This window comes from Hymenobacter tenuis, assembly GCF_054780495.1.
Genome location: NZ_BAAGWF010000005.1, coordinates 65,495 through 84,714 on the forward strand (window position 1 = coordinate 65,495; position 19,220 = coordinate 84,714).

The 19,220-nt window shown below is 52.8% G+C and carries 12 protein-coding genes; 4 read left to right on the plus strand and 8 right to left on the minus strand.

The window, feature by feature from the left end; translation table 11 throughout:
* Positions 1 to 157 precede the first annotated feature (157 nt).
* The 5 genes from ACYVGU_RS19590 to ACYVGU_RS19610 form a co-directional block, all read right to left on the minus strand.
* Entirely contained in the window at positions 158 to 3,352 is a 3,195-nt protein-coding gene (locus ACYVGU_RS19590) for an RICIN domain-containing protein (RefSeq protein ID WP_460623464.1), read from the minus strand.
* A 78-nt stretch (positions 3,353 to 3,430) separates the two neighbouring features.
* Entirely contained in the window at positions 3,431 to 6,160 is a 2,730-nt protein-coding gene (locus ACYVGU_RS19595; protein WP_460623465.1) for a glycoside hydrolase family 66 protein, read from the minus strand.
* A gap of 57 nt (positions 6,161 to 6,217) precedes the next feature.
* Complete coding sequence (locus tag ACYVGU_RS19600) at positions 6,218 to 7,927, minus strand: glycoside hydrolase family 66 protein (RefSeq protein ID WP_460623466.1); 1,710 nt, start codon at positions 7,925 to 7,927, stop codon at positions 6,218 to 6,220.
* 852 nt (positions 7,928 to 8,779) lie between these two features.
* Entirely contained in the window at positions 8,780 to 9,268 is a 489-nt protein-coding gene (locus ACYVGU_RS19605) for a hypothetical protein (protein WP_460623467.1), read from the minus strand.
* A 197-nt stretch (positions 9,269 to 9,465) separates the two neighbouring features.
* The gene (locus tag ACYVGU_RS19610; protein WP_460623468.1) at positions 9,466 to 10,656 is read right to left on the minus strand and encodes a replication initiation protein; all 1,191 of its coding nucleotides are present in this window, start codon (positions 10,654 to 10,656) and stop codon (positions 9,466 to 9,468) included.
* Between the two features lie 850 nt (positions 10,657 to 11,506).
* On the opposite strand from ACYVGU_RS19610, the gene ACYVGU_RS19615 reads away from it, so the two are divergent.
* The gene (locus ACYVGU_RS19615) at positions 11,507 to 12,235 is read left to right on the plus strand and encodes a recombinase family protein (protein WP_460623469.1); all 729 of its coding nucleotides are present in this window, start codon (positions 11,507 to 11,509) and stop codon (positions 12,233 to 12,235) included.
* 488 nt (positions 12,236 to 12,723) lie between these two features.
* Positions 12,724 to 12,897, plus strand: coding sequence for a hypothetical protein (locus ACYVGU_RS19620; RefSeq protein WP_460623470.1), 174 nt, complete (start codon positions 12,724 to 12,726; stop codon positions 12,895 to 12,897).
* A gap of 328 nt (positions 12,898 to 13,225) precedes the next feature.
* Here the strand turns inward: ACYVGU_RS19620 and ACYVGU_RS19625 are convergent, their stop codons facing one another.
* The 3 genes from ACYVGU_RS19625 to ACYVGU_RS19635 all read right to left on the minus strand — a co-directional run bounded on the left by ACYVGU_RS19625 (position 13,226) and on the right by ACYVGU_RS19635 (position 15,298).
* Positions 13,226 to 13,609, minus strand: a complete 384-nt coding sequence (locus ACYVGU_RS19625) for a hypothetical protein (protein WP_460623471.1) — start codon at positions 13,607 to 13,609, stop codon at positions 13,226 to 13,228.
* Between the two features lie 4 nt (positions 13,610 to 13,613).
* Entirely contained in the window at positions 13,614 to 14,555 is a 942-nt protein-coding gene (locus tag ACYVGU_RS19630) for a hypothetical protein (protein ID WP_460623472.1), read from the minus strand.
* Between the two features lie 434 nt (positions 14,556 to 14,989).
* Positions 14,990 to 15,298 carry a recombinase family protein gene (locus ACYVGU_RS19635; protein ID WP_460623473.1) on the minus strand — a complete coding sequence of 103 codons (309 nt, stop codon included), beginning with the start codon at positions 15,296 to 15,298 and terminating at the stop codon, positions 14,990 to 14,992.
* Positions 15,299 to 15,553: 255 nt separating this feature from the next.
* On the opposite strand from ACYVGU_RS19635, the gene ACYVGU_RS19640 reads away from it, so the two are divergent.
* Both ACYVGU_RS19640 and ACYVGU_RS19645 read left to right on the plus strand, forming a co-directional pair.
* Positions 15,554 to 18,004 (plus strand): Hsp70 family protein, encoded by a 2,451-nt coding sequence (locus ACYVGU_RS19640; RefSeq protein WP_460623474.1) that lies wholly within the window; start codon positions 15,554 to 15,556, stop codon positions 18,002 to 18,004.
* A 38-nt stretch (positions 18,005 to 18,042) separates the two neighbouring features.
* Positions 18,043 to 19,218 (plus strand): DEAD/DEAH box helicase, encoded by a 1,176-nt coding sequence (locus ACYVGU_RS19645; RefSeq protein WP_460623475.1) that lies wholly within the window; start codon positions 18,043 to 18,045, stop codon positions 19,216 to 19,218.
* Positions 19,219 to 19,220 lie beyond the last annotated feature (2 nt).

A 19,220-nucleotide genomic window follows, 5' to 3' on the forward strand; every position in this document is an offset into this window, starting at 1 on the left:
TTAACTGGCTGAGCCCACTATAATGCAGGAAATAGAGCTTCTTAGGCCCGTTTTTGCGGTTGACCCACCCGCTCTGAAACAGGAAAAGAGCAGACCTATGGTGCGGCCTGCTCTTTTCCTGTTTCGCTACGTTTTCCGGCAGTGAATGACCCTTAGCTTAGTGGCTGATCATTACGCGCCGGCTTACGCGGCTTCCATCAGGTAAGCTTATTCTAATCAAATACAAGCCACTTGCGAAATGCGACACATCCAGACTGGGTTCGGCTCTGGTTACCTTACCTCGGTACACGATATCACCCGCTGCATTCAGAATAACTACCTCGGCCGTTGCGAGGGGCAATTGCAGGTGTAAGGCTGTGGAGGCCGGATTAGGATATACCTCCACGCCCTCCCTTGCTACCTCGGATGTGCTGCTCTTGGTGCTAAGAATAGAGGCCCGCACCCGCTCCAGCCGCCACTGCTGGTTGGCGTTGCCGCCGTAGGTATACTGCTTTACTAGCCCCCCGTTATCGGCGGAGGCCCCGTATACATCCAGGGCCTTGCCACTGTTACGGTTTTCAATCTTATAGTAGCCCTCCTCAACCTTGCTTAGGCGCCACTGTTGGCTGGACAGAGTATAACTATCCCATTGGTGCACGCTGGCGCCCTCGTCTGTCGAGCCCCCCGCAACGTCCAGCACTTTGCCACTTTTGCCGTTCGTCAGGGTAAAATAGCCATCTCCGGCGTTGGTTAGAACCCATTGCTGGCTGGGGAAATCGTTGTAAGCGTCCCACTGATGAAGCAGGGTTCCGTTTTCCAGCGATCCGCCAATTACATCCAGCGCTTTGCCGCTGTGACGCGCCTTAAGCGTATACGCAGCCCCTGACACCAGCTCGTTGCCGGGTAGGGTTAGGACGTAGCTGCTGGATACGATGGGCGAGTTTACTTTCCCCTCAACCTGGGCGTAAGCCCTGATGGTAGCCGTAGCATTTAATGGAATAGGCTCTGTGTAAAGGGGCGATGTTCCCCCGGGTACAGTGCCATCCGTCGTATAGCGAATAAAGGCTCCGTTCGTCGTACTGGACAAAGCCACCGATTGCACCGTCGTGTACGTCCCCGAAACCAAGCTAAACGTGGGAGCACTCGCTGCAGTACCTGCCTGCCCTAGTTCCACGTGGCTAAAGGTGGCTGCGCCCAGCGTCCCTTCCTGGTGGGAGGTGAAAGCCATCCCAGCATAGGCCGTGGTTCCCACCGGCAGGGTCAGGGGTTGACCAACCGGTAGCCAGTTGGTCCCATTCACTGAACGATAGACCGTAATCTGGGTGCCTACCCGCTGAATGCGCAGCCAAACGGGGACGGCGACCCCAGACGTCACGGTCCCGGAAGTGGGCCCGACTACTTCTTCCCGCCGCTGAAAGATTACCCCATTGGTGGGCGTTACGCCGACGAATGCATTGGGGGATCCCCCGTCCAGACTGGAGCGGATCATTAGGCCAGCCTTGGCCCATTCCTGCCCGGCCGTCAGGGAAACCACCTGAGCCTGAAGGGTGGCATCACCCGTAATCGGCTGATAAATAAACCGGAAGCTATCCGCTGGACCTTCAATGTCGGCCCCTGCGGCCGTGTTGGTAAAGGTATCGCTGGCGAAAGACGCCGATCCGCTAACCCCTACCGTACCAATGTCCTGACTTTTCCAGGGCATGGGAAGTTGACCAGGCAGATTCAGCAGGTAAGTAGCCGACACTAGCGGAGAATTTCTCAGCCCATCTTTCTGGGTGTAGGCGCGAATGGTGGCTGTACCCGTTAGCCCAATGGGGCCCGTGTAGAGCTGGAACGAGGAAGCAGGCGCAGTAGCTGACAACGAGTAGTAAATCTTAGCTCCGGGCGTAACGGAGGAAAGCACAACTGTTTGAGCAGTAGTGAAGATGCCCTCGGATAAACTAAATGTCGGGGCGGTTGCCTGGGTAGGGTCACTTTTAGAGACCTTCAGGATAACGCACCCGTGCGGGGGCACGCTCACCGAATATTGCTTCATGCGGCCCAGGTCATTATGCTGCCACAAGTCCCGGGCGTTGGGGTTACCGTTGAGGCCTAGTTCAGCGGCAAAATTAATGCTGCGGGTTTGGGGAGTGGTTTCCCGGTTGAAAAGCCCTACTACCCAGTCTCCATTGGATAGCTGACCTTTCCAGATCTGGCTAAGGGGAGAGGTAGGATCATTGGAGAGGGGTTTGCCCACGAAGCCATCCCGGTTTAGAGCCAGTAGCTCCTCATTCTGGTATACCCATAGGTTATTACCGATAGTACTGTACTGGTCGGAAATCGTTACCGGGCCGCCAGCCAGCAGATTTAGGGAGACGACGGACTTCTTTTCCTCATCATTCTGGAAGGTGTTGATGCGCAGGAAGTCTCCGTCCAGAATCATTTTGCCGCGTCCTGCAATGTGCGACCAGTACACAAACCCATCAAAGGCATTGGCGTACTGCGACCAGCCGTTGCGGCGTTTGCCACGCTCCACATCGCTGAACTTCCACCACTGTCCGTCGCCGGCATCTTCGTTAATGCGTACCATGTGACCGTACTTCAGTTCCAGTTCCGCCTCCTGGTAGAGGTGGGGCATCACTAAACTCAGGAACATGCCATTGGCATCGCAGGCCTCGCGCATCCAGCGTAAGGCAGTTTCATAGTGGGCACGGGGCCGCTTTGGCCCCACTACCCCGATGTTGCGGTCATACCCATCTTCAAACCAGGACAAAAAGTCTACTCGCAGGTACTTCACGCCCATATCGGCGTAGTATTGAATGTAGCCTTTCACGTACTGCTCAGCTCCGGGGCGGTCGACCTGCACCCACTTAAACCACTGGGCATTCTCGCCCTCATTCATGATGGAAGCAAGCGGGATGTTGGTGCCCTTGATTTTCACACCCGCGTCGGCGGCCGATTTGATAATCCAGAGCGGGTTGTTGTACATACCCAGGGTCATGCCCCGGCTCTGCAGGTTCGCGGACCACCAGGCGTAGTCATGCTGCCACTGACGGGAGTGGCTGGTGCGGTAGCCATCCTGATTGAATTGCCCATCATCCCCCCAGCCGTCAATACAAATCATTTTGTAACCGGAGTCTTTCAGGTTTTTCTCCATCCAGTCGATGTTGGCTGCCCACTCAGTTTCCGGAATGTAGTTGTCGGTCTTGATATTATACTCATAAGGGCTCCAGTACAAAGGCGCCTTGAAGGGGTTTTGGGCCTGGGCTACGGCTGACAAAAACAATAGGCCGAACAGCGTCAGAGCAGAACCCAGTTGTCTCCAGTTTAAGAGTGCCGTTACGGCCACACCTACCCTGCGCTGAGGTAGGCAAAGGGGAAATGGTACTAGCATATGGTGGGAAGTAAACGTGAAACACGTAGGCTGTAGAATGTAAGTAAGGCCCTCCTGGTAGGGAGAGCCTTTCAGGGTTTAGTTGAACTTTACCATTTTGGTCGTGAGCGTACCGCTGCCCGTCGTCAGACGGCAGATGTACACGCCTGCCCGCAGCGACGAGCCATTCAGCGTTATCCGGTGCATACCCTGCCCCAGCAAAGCATGGTCAAGCAGGGTCACGACCGCCCGCCCTTTCAGGTCGTACACCACCAGACTAACTGGCCCTGACGTGGGCAGCCTAATACCTAGGGTAGTGGAAGCTGTGAACGGGTTTGGCACGTTCTGTTCGAGCTCCAGGCCGGCAATTTGGGGTGCGGGGGCTGCAGCACCCAGGGCTGGGCGGGCACTGGTAGGCGTGTTGTCCCACGTGGCGGTGGCGTAATTGTAGTATCCGGTTTTGTCGCGGTAGAGGTCCGGGGTTTTGGAAGCGAGGTCGCCATTGTTATTGAAGACCAGGTTGGTGCTGGTGGTACCCTGAGGGAAGGTGTAGCTGTACCAATCTCCCCCCAGCTCGGGGGCAGGGCTCATCACCAGACCGGGCCACAGGGAGCTGCTATTCTGGGGCTGCGTACTCCAGTGGTGCAGGTTCGGTCCTCCCCAGGCGCTGGGTTTCTTGAAATAAATGGAAATCGGAGGAATGTCGCTCCAACTGCTGGTACCATAGTCGTAGTAGCCGTTTCGGGCGCGGGCCAGGTCTACGGTTTTTGAGGCCTGGTCGCCGTTGTTGCTGAACACCAGGTTGGCACTAGTAGTACCCGCCGCAAAGGTGTAGGAGAACCAATTGGTGCCCACCTCGGGCGCGGGTGCCATGGCTACACCGGGCCAGGTGCTGTTGGTCGTGACAGGCAGGGTATTCCAGTAGTGGATAATTGGTGTAGCCCAGGTGTTTGGCTTCTTGAAATACACCTTCAGCGTGGCTGTGGCAGCGGGTGGGGTAGTGCCCGTTTCGGCCACCAGCATACCCCAGTACTTGAGCTGGGGTAACTTCAGGGTTACTACCCCGCCAGTTTGAGTAAAGGTGAGCTGCTGGGGTAAGCCGTTGTTAAAGTCGGGCGAGGCAGTCCAGAGCTTGGTCAGGGCTGTGCTGAAGGGGAAGCTCAGGCTCAGGTTGGTGAGCGTGGTGGGCACGGGCTGCACCTGATCGTTGTCACGCCAGTTTAGGGTCTGGGCCTGGGTAAAGTTGAGCAGCTGGAATACCTGCTTGCCTCCTACCGTGCTACCTACCGTGGCTACTTTGCCTTGTATTGGGGGCCAGGCCTGTACGGTGGTACCACCGGAGAGCTTAACGTTGTTAAACTGCCGCCCTTGGTCGCGTAGCAGGTTCTCATAGGCCACGGCAAAATCGTAGTAGGTCGTTACATCCTTCTGCAGAGTGGCCGACATTTGCAGGTTGCTGTTGGGAAAGTACTCGTTGCCCAGCATATGCTCCCCGAGTTCAATATGAGCCCCCCCGAAGGCGAAAATGGTTGCATCGGCCATCAGCACGCTGGCGGGATTAAACAACCCGGCGCTGCCGGACTTGGCTTTGTTGATGTAAGCGGCCAGCACCGTGCGTTTGCCCGGCGCAATACGTTCATTGGTTTGAATGACGTCGCCCAGATTGGCGTAGCCCTCATTGCCATCCCACATTTCCGTGTAGGTAATATCCACCGGAGCGGCGGCAATACCCGGCTGCCCGTACTGGTTTACAGCGTTCATTACCAGGCGCTTGGTGGTTCGCTCCCCTTTAGCGGCCGAGATGAAAGGCCCAAAGGCCTGATCTGACTGAACTTGCTGCCCGAATACGTCATACATCAAGCCCCAGTCACCCAGTTGGTCGATGTGCCAGCCGTCGAAGTGCAGGTTGGTGGCGTCGTACACCTTGCCAACTTCCCCCAGAAAGTACGCGCGCCAGGTGGCATTGCCGGGATTCATAATATAGAGACCCGCCGCCTCCCAGCTGGTCGGGAAGCCCCCGTTATACCAGGCGTTGGTGTGGGCCACGTCGCGGTACAGCCCCCAACCGCCTACATTCACGCCGTCGTTACCGGCGTCGGGGTAGGCGCCATAAATCAGGCTGTAGAATAGAGAGTTGATATTCTTGTTGTGACCCCGGTCGATATAGCCCTTAATGGTTTCAAACATAGACTGGCGGTTGGCTAAGTCGTTCCAGCTGGGCGCCGGCGCCTGGGGTGTGCCGGCCAGGGGGCGGTGGTGCTTGTCCATCCAGTCGTAGAACTGCAGCCCATTCAGGTGGTAGCGATTCAGCTTCTTTATCATCACGTCCATGTCCCCATCGGTGCGCGGCCCGAACTGCGACAAAAAGCCGTAACGAGGAAAGCGGGCCCAGTCTGAAGATACATCCACTCCAATGGAGGCAGTGCTCAGCGTCGTTGCGTTGCGCTTCAGCGTTAGGCCTATGAGGTAGCCTTTAAAGTCGGGGGTGGGCGGGGCCCAGGTCCAGGAGACGATGCCGCTGGTTGGCGTAATGATTTGCGTCGATAGTAGGGTGTTGGTCTGATAGTATTGCACGACCAGGCTTAGCCCGCTGCTGTAGGAGCCAATATTGGCCGCTAGGCTCACCGCTTGCCCGGGGTTGTAGCGGGCCTTATCGGTATGTACTTCGGTAAGCGTTTGCGCAATGGCTGCGGGGGCCAACAGCAGGAGCAGGAGCAGGTAACGGAGCACCCGCAGGATAAGTAAAGTACCGGGGCGGCGGGCCAAAATTTGGCAATTGGAGGTCTTCTCCGCGCCTGGAGGCGCGGAATGCGGGAATAGTGTTTTCATACTGGCGGGAGTTTGGTTAGGTACGCGGAGATCAGAGCGGAAGGGGGGAGCTGGGGACTACTCCAAGACCAACATATCCCAGTACTGCAGTTGCGGTAGGGTAAGGGAAAGCAGGCCGTTAGCTTGGGTAAATTTTAGCTCTTGGGGGACGCCCTGCTGGAAATCCGGCGAGGCCCACCAGGCACGGGTCACGTTGTTGGACGTGGCGATTCGTACCGCTACGTTGCGGCGCACGCTCGGAACGGGCTGCTGGGCTTTGTTGTCACGCCACTCCAGGGTGGTGGCGTCGGTAAAGTTGAGCAGATGCACCACCTGCTTGCCTTGCCACTGCGCGCCCACGGCCGCAATTTTGCCGAGCTGAGGGGGCCAGGCTGCGACCTGCGGGTTCCCGGTAAGCTTTACGTCGGAGAACGTGCGGCCCTGGCCCCGCAGCAAGTTTTCGTAGGCCACCGCGAAATCGTAGTACGCCTGTACCTGCTGCTGGAGTGCCGGGGTAAGCTGGAGCTTGTCGTTTGGAAAGTAGTCCGTATCCAGCATGTGCTCCCCGAGCTCGATATGGGCTCCCCCAAAAGCAAAAATAACGGCATCGGCCATCAGCACGCTGGCGGGGTTGAACAGGCCGGGCGCGTTCGATTTTTCCCGGTTCACGTAGGCCGCCAGTACCGTGCGCTTGGTGGGTGCCAACTTTTCGTTGTACTGAATGGCCTGGCCCAGGCTCTGGTACTGTTCGTTGCCCGTCCACAGCTCAGAGTAGAGAAACTCCACCGGGGCCTGCGCAATCTGCTCCTGGCCCCACTGGTTTACGGCATTCATGACCAGCGGGCGCGTGGCCTGGGTTTGCTTGGCCTTCTTCAAGAAGGAGCCAAAGGCGTTGCTCGGGTCGGTGCGCTGACCAGCATACGTGTATACCTTGCCTGGGTCACCGAGCTGATCGACGTGCCAGCCATCAAAAGGCAGGGCCCGGGCCGCCTTATACACCTGATCTACATTGTTAAGCAGGTAGCGCTGCCAGTCTGGATTGCCAGGATTCGTGATGTCAAGGCCCGGCGTTTCCCAGCTGGCGGGAAAGCCCGCGTAGGCATAGCGCTTAGTGTGCAGGCTGTCCATATATAAGCCCCACTCAGGCTTTACGCCTTCGGCCGTCGTGTTGGGATAGGCTCCGTAGAGTAGATTGTAAAACATGGCCTTCATGCCACGCTGGTGAGCCCTGTCAATGTAGCCCTTCACGGTGGCCAGGTAAGTTGGGCGGCTAGCTAAGTCTTTCCACTCAGCGGCAGGTCGCTCAGGCGTGCCGGCCAGTGAACGGTGGTGCGTGTCGCCCCAGTCGTAGAACTGCAGGCCGTTGATGTGGTAGCGGTTGAGCTGTCCGATTACCGCATCCATCTGCTGGTTGGAAAGCTTACCAAACTTCGACAGGAAACCGTAGCGGGGAAACTGTTGCCAGTCCGACGACACATCGACGGCCGTGGCGGCCTGGTCCATCGTCTGATTACCCTTCACTACGGCAACGTGTATCAGGTAGCCCCGGTAGTCCGTTTTAGGTGGAGCCCACGTCCACGTGGTGGAAGTACTGGTCACCGGGACCGTCTGCTGGCTAAGGAGCTTGCCCAGATGGTAGTACTTAACGACCAGTTGTTGTCCAGCGTGGGGGTGGCTTAGCGTGGCGGTGCACTGCACCGGTGTGCCGGGCGCATAGGCTGCTTTATCCACGTCAAGCGTGGTTACTACGGGGCTATCCCCCCGGTGCGGGGTGGTAGAGGCGGACACTGGAGCAACTTGCGCCTGGGTAAAAGACCACGGCAGCGAAACCAAGCAAAACAGAAGGCACGGTTGAAGGGATAAACGTGGGATCATACCGGGTGGGTAGGGGACGAGCGTAGGGGCTAAGCTTGGCAGGCGCGAAGGATCACTAGTTCCGGCTCTTCTTCTGCTACTGCGTGGCACCTGGCAAAAGGCGCCGAAGAAGTAGACGTCCAACTTCGCACTACCCCTAAATGCCCACCGCTTTTTTTGCTGGCCTTCCTATGCCACTGGTTATGATGTAGTCTTGTTTGAGCGAATAGAGTTTACCACGTAGTTTGGTAGCGGGCTTCGAAGTGACTGAGCGCCAGAAATGGTGTAAACATTAAGATGTGAGGGAGAGGTAGATAGCAGGATATTAGTTCCTCTTTCTTACGTGTAAGTACTTTTTCTACCCTGTTCAGAGCAACAGGGAGAGCCATCCCTACTGATGGCTATTGTCTTATTCCGGAATCAAACCGCTTCTTTACCTGTACCATTTTAACAGTATCGGAAGTAGAAAAGAGGATCTAAACGAGCCAAAATCAGTTCACTATACTGGTGCAGGGAGCAAAGTACAGAGTGCCTACTCTCTCGATGAGTATCCTGTACTTGTAGAACTAAGATTAGCTGGGCCCGCTTTTGTACATGTAATCACACACAACCTGATCAGGTTATTCTTCTTTTGGGTTTCTTTGTGGCTATTGTCCCCTTTCGCCATAATGGCTCGAAGCATGGGTTAGCGCGCTCTTCAGGTGTCAAATTGCAACCAGTGTTAACTGAGGCGCTCAGACATGAACAGTTCCAGCGCCCCGCCGGGATCAAGGCCCTTGGCGGGGCTTAGCGCAAGCCCACCATCTTCAAAAACAACCCCCCTGGGTTTTTATCGGCCTTCACCTTACCAGTTTTGTGCTTGTAGGTAAATGAGAACAGGGCATTAAGCTTCTTGGCGTCACCCAGGATCTGGCTGATGAGCTTAGGGTCGCGGATTTCCAGCTCTTCCAGGTTCTGCAGGGCCCGGCGCTGCTTTTCCTCCTCAGCACCGTCCTCGAAAGGAATAGGCAGCTGCTGGGGCATTTGGCCATTGACAAAAAAGCGGATGCTATGAAACGAGCGCCCTTTCTTGATGAGTTCGTAGTTGATACGCAGGTCGGTGTGCTCGTTGATCTGGTTTGTGGCCACATCGAGCACATACTTCTGCAGGGCGGATATCTTCTCGTACTGCTCCGGCTCTTGGCCTTTGGGATCCTTGAGCGAGAGCATGATTTTGAACTCGTCCAGGGTAAAAGTTTTGGTTTCTCCGATGTCCTTCCACTGCGAGGCAATCAAACCTACCCTTAATAGGATATAAAAATCAGAATATCATTTCGTTGCAAGCTATGCAAATAGAGTAAATAGCCTAAAAGGATCAGGCTGGCAGCGCATTGGTTAGGGCACTAAGCTAGCGCCTCCGCTTAAATTTTGCCCTTGGCCCCTTAACGATAGCAGGGGAGGAACCGACCGAAGGCAAGTCCTGAGCGTAGAGTTCAGGGTTTTATTAGCCATTGGACTCCCTGCGAGTCCGTTTCCTGTCGGAAGCCCGCCGAGAGCCAGACCCGCGCCAGGTTCGCCTCAAAAGTCTCATCGGTGATCAGCTGGCGCTGCCGCATGGTCTCGTACATAGCGTGCACGTCATCGAGCGTATGGCGTTCCTGTAGCGAAAGCACCGGTGCAGCGGGCCCGCGTTTCGATTCTTCGGGGGCTTTGCTTTTGCGCACCTGCCGACGGTAATCCTCCAGCAGGTACCCTTCCACCAACGCCTTGAATATCGCGCCCCCCACCTTTTTCACTTTGCCGGACGCGGCTTGTCGGCGGACGTAAGCCACAACGAAATACACGTACCCTTCGTCATAGTACCCGTTCTCCAGCTGCGTCTTAATGCCCGCAATGCTTTTGGCGGCGATGCCCGCTTCCAGCAGCGTGGCTTCCCAGCCGGCCTCAGGAACAGCCAACACAGGCAGTGCGCTGCCAGTGGGCTTAAACAGAAAACAGATGTGGGTGATAGTGCGGCCCTGTTTTTCCAACTCATAGGTGAAAGCCATGTCGGTCTGGGCTAACTCAGCCTTGGCCCGGTCCAGGATACGGGCTTTGAAATTGGTAAACCGGTCATACTCTTCCTCCACGCCCAGAATACTTTTCAAGTCGGCCACTGCCATCACCCGCTTACCGAAGGCGGCGTACTCCCGCAGCAGCAGGTAAATGCGGTAGGCGTTGCTGCTCTTGAGCTTGAGCAGCTCGGTTAGCTGCGCCTTGGTGAAGTTCTCCCGCAGCTGCAGCAGGTAGGGCATCAGCAAATCGTTGAAGCGGGCCTCGACCACGCCCTCCCGGTGCTTGTACTCGGCAAAGGCTAACAAGGGCAATATCGAAAAGTCCGGTTTGTTGTTGCGGCGGGCTGACGTGTCGAGCTTTTCAATAAGCAAGGTGCGCGAGGCAAAGTGCTTGAGGGTTTTGCGCACCAGATCATAGGTGGAGTTGCTGGAGCTGTGGCCCATCAGCTCCCGGACCGGAATCTGGCACACCTGAAACTGGGTATCATCCCGCCCGATCCGGCTGAGCAGCGCCAGAAACAAGCGCGACTCGGTGGTGTTCAGTTCGAACCGGGCGTTGATCAGGGCATTGTGCTGCACAATGAGGGGGTGGACCGCGCTATCCCCCTTTACCAGAGCATCTTGTTTCATGCCGGCAAAGTAAGTAAAGGCCGTATATTATGCTACATATTTATTGTGTTGTAGTTGTATAACCCCTTTTCTGTAGCTGTATAGGGCCCTGACCACCCCTTTTTTGTAGTTGTATAACCCCTTTTTTGTAGCAACTCACCCCTTTTCTGTAGCAGTATAACCCCTTTTTTGTAGCATTATCACCTTGTATATAATTGCTTATCAGACAGTTATAAGGCCCGTAAACTAGGTAAACTTTATAAAGAAGAAAACAACTAGTTTCTTGAGTAGTTTTTTTGAGAAAGGTTAAAGGCAAAACAGCCTCAAGCCTGATTCAGACCCGTTAAGTAACAAACGAACGGCTGGGGTGACCCCTTTTTTGTAGTCATATCTTCCCCAAAACTGTACAAGGACGTTGTAATGGGGAATCTAGCTGGGCCGAGTAACGCTAAAGGGGGCTAAGCGCGACCCCTTTTTTGTAGTCATATGCTTGCTGAGCCGGCTGGAACACCAAATCAGAGAAAGAGGGGGGATAACCGGCTGGAAAACCTCAAAAGCATATGACTACAAAAAAGGGGTGGAATAGGCTATCCATTGCGGGTAGCTGATAGGAAAAGAGGGTAGGGGATAGTACTACAAAAAAGGGGTGAGAAGGAGTTGCTTGAGTCAGGGGCCGGCTCGGGTATAAAAGTTTCGGGTGGGATGTACCGGTCGAATAGGGAGATGGTAGAGGACCAATGACTAACTCAACAGTAGTATATTTTAGCATAAGTGCTTTTTGGGGCTTGTACTAAAATATACCCCTTAGAGGCGACGCTTTGTGCTGTTAATACCAGGCATCGGCAGGAGGGGAGAGGCTAATTGGCATTTTATGAACGCCCGTTTATATAATGCCAATTGGCCGTATCTTGCCGGCATGCACTCCTACATCGCCTACTACCGGGTCAGCACCAACAAGCAAGGCACCTCGGGCTTAGGCCTGGAAGCGCAGCAGTATGCCGTCGCGCAGTACGTCCGCCCCCCCGCCCAGGTGCTCGCCCACTACACGGAAGTGGAGAGCGGCAAGAAGGATCAGCGCCCCCAGTTGCTCGCCGCCATTGCCCACGCGCGTCGGACGAATGCGACCTTGCTCATTGCCAAGCTCGACCGATTGTCTAGGAATGCGGGGTTCATCTTTGCCCTGCGCGATAGTGGAGTGGACTTTGTGTGCTGTGACATGCCCGACGCCAACACCCTCACCGTCGGCATTTTTGCCGTGCTCGCACAGCACGAGCGAGAACTCATTAGCAAGCGCACCAAGGAAGCGCTGGCGGCCCTCAAAGCGCGCGGCGTTGCCCTAGGCAAGCCGGCCAACCTGACGCCCGCAGCCATTCAGCAGGGCCAAGTGGTGCGGGAGCAGAATGCCCGCGAGAACAAGGAAAACCGTCAGGCCACGCGCCTGGCCGTGCTCCTGCGCCAGCAGGGGCATACCCTCCAGCAGATTGCCCAGGAACTCACCCAAGGGGACTATCGCACTCGTCGGGGGAAAGAGTTTGATGCTACTGCCGTGCGTCGGTTGCTCCTGCGACAGGCCGAGGCACTTTTATCGGATGTGGAATAGATAGTGACCCTAACTGCGGCCGTCGTTACATGCTAGGGAGGAAGCATCAGCCTTGTAACGAACCCGGCTCATCCTAAGTCATGAGGCATCGTTAGCCCACTTGCCTCCTGTTATATTTGCTGTTGTAGTAAATTAAAAATTATATAATAATTACTATTACAGTACATCCCCGCAATATTAAAAGGATGGGAATAGCCTAGGATAGAGGACTTTTGTACGGCATTGTTGTGGCGACTTAACTTCATTTCGTTCTATCCCTACCGTGTGTTTTCCTCCCAGCAGAGCGCGTTACTCGAATCCGGAAAAGCTCAGGGCCTACCCGCTGAACTCGTCATCCCGGAGTCTCGGCTTCCCTCATCCTTGTACAGCTATTTTCTCTACGACGAGTGCTGGCTGACTGGTTAGGAGACCCTTCACGAGCTACTAAAAGGCGTACGTATCAGCACCACAGATATATAAGGGAGATGTGGACTTAGTATCATTCCCCTGTGGTGGAACGCTTACCCAAAATGCGGGCCTTACCGGCCCAGCGGGTGCCCCTCTTCAGCGTCTATCTGCTCCAGCGCGAACGCCGCCAGATGTATCATCCAGTCGGGTGGTTGAACTACCTGACTCAGCAACTGTATCTGGCCCAGCCCGAAGACCTGGACTTCTTCCTATAGAAATCACGGCCACTCTGCAGTAGCGCTTGGTGATCCGCACAGAACCCTGTGCCTACCAGATCATGAAATGCAAGTTTTACTACCATAGCCGGAACCATACCGACCCATATATGCACCGGGAACTTGAACAGCTCAAACACCTGCTATTGGTACTTCAACGAAGCCAACCGCATGGAACTGACATTTGGCAACCGGGAGACCAACAGCTAAGGGGCATCTTGCTGCGCGGTCTGCAGATCATCAACTTCAAAAGCAGACTTTGCTCTTCATGGCCCTGCTGCTAAAGGCCTTCCGTGCCTACAAGCCCATATGTCTAAAAAACAAAGCTCTAATAATTGATCAGAATGATATTCCTTGTGCGTATATCTAAAAATACCTTCTCTATCAACTTTTCAAGCTCGTACTTATCTTCTGCTACACCAAATGGCTCGTTAAAGACATTAACTTTCACTGGGAAACCGCGTTCTACAGAGCAATCTAACTCCATTAGGTCTGCTGTATAGTTACGGTAAACGAAGCTAAGTTTAACAGCGTAACGATGCTGCACAGTTTGTTGCCCACTGTCATCTTGGTGGATGGTAATAAGAAGAACAGCTATCCTTTGACTATAGCGAGATTCAACCTGCAAGCGCATTTGCTTTAAGACATTTTCAATTTCCCAATAACGTTTTTCATCGGATCGGGAAGTAGGCAAATCTAGTTCGAGAGCCATCAACTTAGAGTTTCAAAGTGAAAGTGAGCGGAAAGTGGTCCGCGTATAGGGCCTTTTCTCGCGTGATATTGCTCGTCATTTCTTTGAGCAGAGTAGGAATTTCAATTAAACTCAACGAAGATGGTTTGAATAAGTCGACCATTTTCTGGGAAACAATTACCTGATCGAACAAGTGCCAGAATAGCCGACGTGATGAACTGCTCCCATAATAGAAACTGCCGCCCGTGCGGCGGTCAGTATGTGTAGGATGATGATCTCCAAGCAGCGCCCAACATGGATTATAGAAAATGGGGGTTGCATCATAATGTCGTAGGGTGGTGAGGTTAGCTTGGTCGCGGTTACCCAAAGCATGAAAGCCTAAAGGCTCAATCATACCAGCGTCAAAAGGATTCATATTGAAGTCGCCTACTACAATTATGCGGTTCTCATAAGGGTTAGGTATATCCATCGCTGTCGCTAACAGTTTAGCTTTATAGCTGTGAGCGATTTGTAGTTGACTCACTTCATCTTGCTCCTTTTTGCTGGGAAAATGTACGCTCGCTAATAGATAGGATTGGCCGTTCACGTTAAGATGCATCTGCACCAGCCGTGTGATACGAACGCGCGAATGCCGGACAATTCGATCGTACTCACCACCAAGTTGCTCAACGCTTTGCAGGGTTTTTTGAACACGCTTAACGGTTTTTATGGGTACAGCTATACTTAGGCTTAGTTTATGTTCTTGGTAATAAACGCGCTGCTGAAGCTTTTGACCATCTTTAGCAAGCACTGGCAATTCAACCAGATTCCATTTCACCAAAAATGCTGGTTCTAAACCACTAGGACATTCACCTAATATCAGAATATCAGCTGAACCACCGCACTTGCGAAAAAGAGCATTAAGCACCTTTTCTTGTGTAAAACCCTTCCCACCAGTATTCCAGTACAAGAAACTTATTTCTGCCATATAAGGATGATAGTAATGATCCTCTGAACAAAGCTAATGTGCTTTGGGAAAGGTGAGTAGGTTAAAATTATGATTATGTAGCATGTATAAGTTTACTTATCGGAACCTATAAACTCGGCATTAGCAGCAGTTACTACGACTTTCAAAAATAAGAGTCTGATATCACAAACTCATAAAATAATTGATTTGCGCTGCTATCACTACTTGGTAGCGCAATTTGTGGATAGTGACAAAGAAGCGATGACGAGTCGACGGACCCCAGAGGTGGTAAAGTAGTAGCCGCGGCGGGTGCGGTAGCCGGAGGCTGTGAGCCTCAATGCGGCGTAGGCTGCGGTAAAAACAAACCAACTCGGCAGCTTGGCGGTTGGCCAGACTCACCTGTGCATTGAACTAACGTTGCTGCTGTCCTTAAACCCGCGCCTCGTTGGTTAGATTCATAGGCGTACCAAATTGAAAACCTGCGCCTTTTTGGCCGCCAGCATATCTTTAGTGCAGATAGAAATAGCATTGGCTTCTACTTCAGCCACGGTGCCGAGCACGTGAATAGTAAACTCATCGGCGGCCGGCAGGTCGACCACTTTGAAGCGCATGCAGCTTTCTATCAGGGAAGTCAGGAATGCTAGGTGCTTACGCGGTAGCCGGTCGAGCTTGGCCACGAGCAGCACAGCACCCGCCTCTTTCGCCTCTTGCATAGCTACCTGCAACTGGGGTCGACTACTCTTGCGCCCCAATCTCGATTTCAATAAACTCCGAATAGATAACTACTAACAACTACTTAAACCAGTTTAGTGTACTGCAATAATTAGAAATATTTCATATAAATGCATGATCATAAACATGTTATATTTGAAGTCTGCGTGCAATAACAATTCATTTATAAATATTAGTTCTTGGTGTGACTGTAAGTGAGTTTCAGCCATGGTTTATTGCTACTTTAGCCTGAAAATTATCTTCCACGCATACTAGAGTGTGGCTAATTACAATGTTTACTTAAAAGCATGAGTTCTAACGTTACCGCACTCACTATACAAAGCTTATTTCCTGCTGTAAGGACTACAACAATTGGGCAGAATGGAGCCACAAACGGGAGAATCTTTGTAGGTATTGATTTTGGTACCTCCACCACCGTGATCAGTGTAGCTCAGATATGTAGCGGGTCAGACATACCTATTCAGGTGCATCCACTTTGGACGGAGCAGCTGCAAGCAGATGGAATTGGTTCTGAGTCAGCGGAAAAGTTGCCATCAGTTATTGCTTGGCATGCAGGGAAGCTTTTAATAGGAAACGGGGCTGCTGAGCTCAAACACCAATTGAAGCGAGGAGTGAATATGTGGTACTCCTTCAAAATGGAGTTAGGAGAAGATCTGGGATCCAAGTATTTTAATAGTGAGCTAAAGCGTAATCATCCGGTAGCTACTATTTTGAAACCTACCGATGCCGCTACGGTCTTCTTCAAGTATGTAAAGGAGCAGTTAGATCGATATCTGAATAAGCTAGAGCTCCAACCACAGGTCGAGTATGCGGTAAGCATTCCCGCTTCATTCGAAGCAAATCAACGGCGAGATTTGCTGGATTCTCTGGCCGCTGCAGGTATCAAACTGGGGTCTCAGGCACTTATTGATGAACCTAATGCAGCCTTTCTCAGCTATTTGGTAGCCAGCACAGCCACTGAACGGGGCGCACAGCTACTGCTCACTCCTGATTACCCTTTACATCTACTCGTCTTCGATTTTGGGGCTGGTACTTGTGATGTTTCGGTACTAGAAATCGGGACCGGCCTACACGGGACTTACTCTAAAAACCTGGCAATTTCCCGGTTCGAAAAACTCGGTGGGGACGATGTAGATCGTCTTATTGCTTTGCACATATTGTTACCACAGTTATTAGCCGAGAATGGCGTTAGCGCGAAGGACTTCCGCACTCCACAGATCAATAAGGGTATTTTGCCTCGGCTATTAAAGGCGGCAGAAGAATTGAAAATTCGTCTCTGCAAGCAAGTGGCCATGGAGATGCAAACTTCTTCTGTGTTACCACTCATAGCAGGCAATGAGACGGCCGTTACCCTAGGAACACCTATTGAAGTATTCTTACCTAAGCATCATCTTGTCCTACAGCAGCCGCGCTTATCTTTCAAGCAATTCAAGGAGCTGATGAGCACGTTTACCGGGCCAGCAACGAGGACAGCAGCCCGGCAAGAGGGGCAAGAGGAGTTTGTCAGCATATTCAGCCCTGTTGATTCAGCTCTGAAAAAGGCGGGCCTTGGTAAAGTGGATATTGACTATGTCTTGTTGATTGGAGGTAGCGCTAAAAATCCCTATATCCAACAGGCATTAGCCCAGTATTTCGATGAATCGGAGCTCATCATTCCACAGGATCTTCAGACGCACGTAGCAGCCGGAGCAGCTATTCATTCGCTTATCTACAATGGCTTTGGTAAAAATATCATTCAGCCAATTGTCAGTGAACCCCTACTGATTGTAACCAAGGGGGGACAGCCGGAAGTATTAGTTAAAGCAGGCACCCTGATACCATGCGAACCAGTGGTTATGAACGAATTGGTTACGCAACGAGATGGTCAGACACAGATTGAAATTCCTATCTGCGTATCGAGTACGGACAAAGTACTGCAGGTGCTGAAAGTATTTGCGCCGGCCAATAAGCCATTCCAAGCAGGCACGCCGATACAGCTAGAGTGCAGCATTAGTGCTGACAAGCTCGTGCACGTGCAAGCCACTGTCAATGGCCAGGTAGTACGGGTAGAGCCTATGAATCCGTTTGCGAACCGTGCTCTGAGCACGGCCGAGCGGATGCTTTACCAGGCGGAACGCAACGTCAACATTGCGGCCGAGCAGCAAGGCGGGAAACCAGCAGAGAGCACATTGTATAAGCTTTTTCAAGCATACGAGTTTGCAGGCAATCATTTGCGGGCGGCAGAGACCCTTGAGCTTATCCAGGAGTTGTATCCAACTAACGCGCATCATAACAGCATTGGTTACCACTATGACATGGCCGGCCACCGCGACAGGAGCCAGCCATGGTATGAACAAGCATACCAACGTAATCCGGCTCCAGTAACGGCCTTCAACCTGGGCATGAGCTTCCGGTACAAAGAACCTGCCCGGTATGAAGAACTTATGGAGGAGGTAATGCGAATGGACCCCTCTTATCCCTATGCCCCGCACTATTATGGGGAGCATTTGATGAATCGGGGCGATGCGCGGGGGAAGCCCTTGGTGCAGAAGGCGTTTAGTATTTTCAATGCGCGGTTTGAGGCTGGTACATTAGGTTCCAACGACTATCATCGACTAGCTGACTGCGCGCGCATTTTGGGCGACAAGGCTACAGCCCAACGAGTGGAGAATAGCGCACCTACACGGCAAGAAAAGGGGCTGTACGATGACCAAAACTTGGCACAGCTGCGCGACAACACCGGTATAACTAAGCTATAATCATTCACTTTTTACTACTCTACAAGCTTATGTAATGGATGGTTCAACGCACGAAGCTGGACAGCGACCAGGAAGAGTTGATTACGCGCCACATTAGGGGTGGTAGCGGCAATGTCTGGATAAAGGGGCACGCTGGCAGTGGCAAGTCAGTACTACTGGTACACGGGCTTCGTGATAAGCTTGTTGAAAACAAGAATCTGAAAGTGGGTGTCGTGTTATTCACGCGGGCCTTGGTAGATTTAATACGAACGGGCCTTAATGAGCTGGGAGTAGAGAAGGAGTTTGGCATTCAGGTGCCCGTGATGACATACTATGAATTGCAAAAGTCCAGTCAGCAATTTGACTTGCTATTTTGCGACGAAGTACAGGATTTGCCCTCCAGCATGATAACACTGCTACGGAATAGGGCGAAGCGAGTGATTGTAGCGGGCGATTCGCAGCAGTCAATTTTTACCCATGACCCACAGACTCGTGAGCCCGTAGTAAGGCCAGAGGAAATTGGCGCTTTGCTGGGCGGGGAATCTCACGAGCTGCCGACTATTTACCGGTTAACACGGTCCATTATTAAGATGGTTAGCAGCCTAATTGGCGGCACCATTCTCGGAGCACGTCGGGATGCTACTAAGCTCGATGTACAAGTACGCCTAGGCTACACCAATGATGTTGCCCGGGAAATCAAGTATGTGTGGCGTGAATCCAGTAAGCGGGCTCAAGCGAGCGAGTCGACTGTTATTTTGCTGCCTTTCAGGGAAAACATCGCAGCGTTTTGTAACGCCATATTAACGCTCAATGGCAAACCCATTTGGACTGTTGTTCCTGACCGGTGGGGCAAAAACGTAGATTTTGCGGCCATGAACCGGCATTTGGAAGCACAAGACATCAAGCTCGAATACATCGGTAATGGGGTTGGTACACTTGATGGAGCTTATAAAAACCATCGGGTGGCTTTCATGACCTATCACAGCTCCAAAGGATTGGATTACGAAAACGTGTTTTTGCCATGGGTATCAGCAGGGCTGCACTTGAACGGTGGTGGCAAAGACAAGACCCTGTTCATGGTGGCCATGACTCGCAGCCGCAAAAATTTGGTTCTAACTTATTGTGGTACTCGCAGCAGCATGGTAGACACTCTGGCCGGCGACTGCACTATGTTTGAAATCACAGATGCTACAACAGCCTCGACTCAAACACAGGCTGCTACTTACGACTTCTAATT

Excerpts from the sequence above, each read along its gene's own strand:
- ACYVGU_RS19590 (WP_460623464.1), bottom strand. The coding sequence starts at position 3,352 with ATGCTAGTACCATTTCCCCTTTGCCTACCTCAGCGCAGGGTAGGTGTG.
- ACYVGU_RS19595 (WP_460623465.1), bottom strand. The coding sequence starts at position 6,160 with ATGAAAACACTATTCCCGCATTCCGCGCCTCCAGGCGCGGAGAAGACC.
- ACYVGU_RS19610 (WP_460623468.1), bottom strand. The coding sequence starts at position 10,656 with ATGAAACAAGATGCTCTGGTAAAGGGGGATAGCGCGGTCCACCCCCTC.
- ACYVGU_RS19615 (WP_460623469.1), top strand. The coding sequence starts at position 11,507 with ATGAACGCCCGTTTATATAATGCCAATTGGCCGTATCTTGCCGGCATG.
- ACYVGU_RS19625 (WP_460623471.1), bottom strand. The coding sequence starts at position 13,609 with ATGGCTCTCGAACTAGATTTGCCTACTTCCCGATCCGATGAAAAACGT.
- ACYVGU_RS19630 (WP_460623472.1), bottom strand. The coding sequence starts at position 14,555 with ATGGCAGAAATAAGTTTCTTGTACTGGAATACTGGTGGGAAGGGTTTT.
- ACYVGU_RS19640 (WP_460623474.1), top strand. The coding sequence starts at position 15,554 with ATGAGTTCTAACGTTACCGCACTCACTATACAAAGCTTATTTCCTGCT.
- ACYVGU_RS19645 (WP_460623475.1), top strand. The coding sequence starts at position 18,043 with ATGGTTCAACGCACGAAGCTGGACAGCGACCAGGAAGAGTTGATTACG.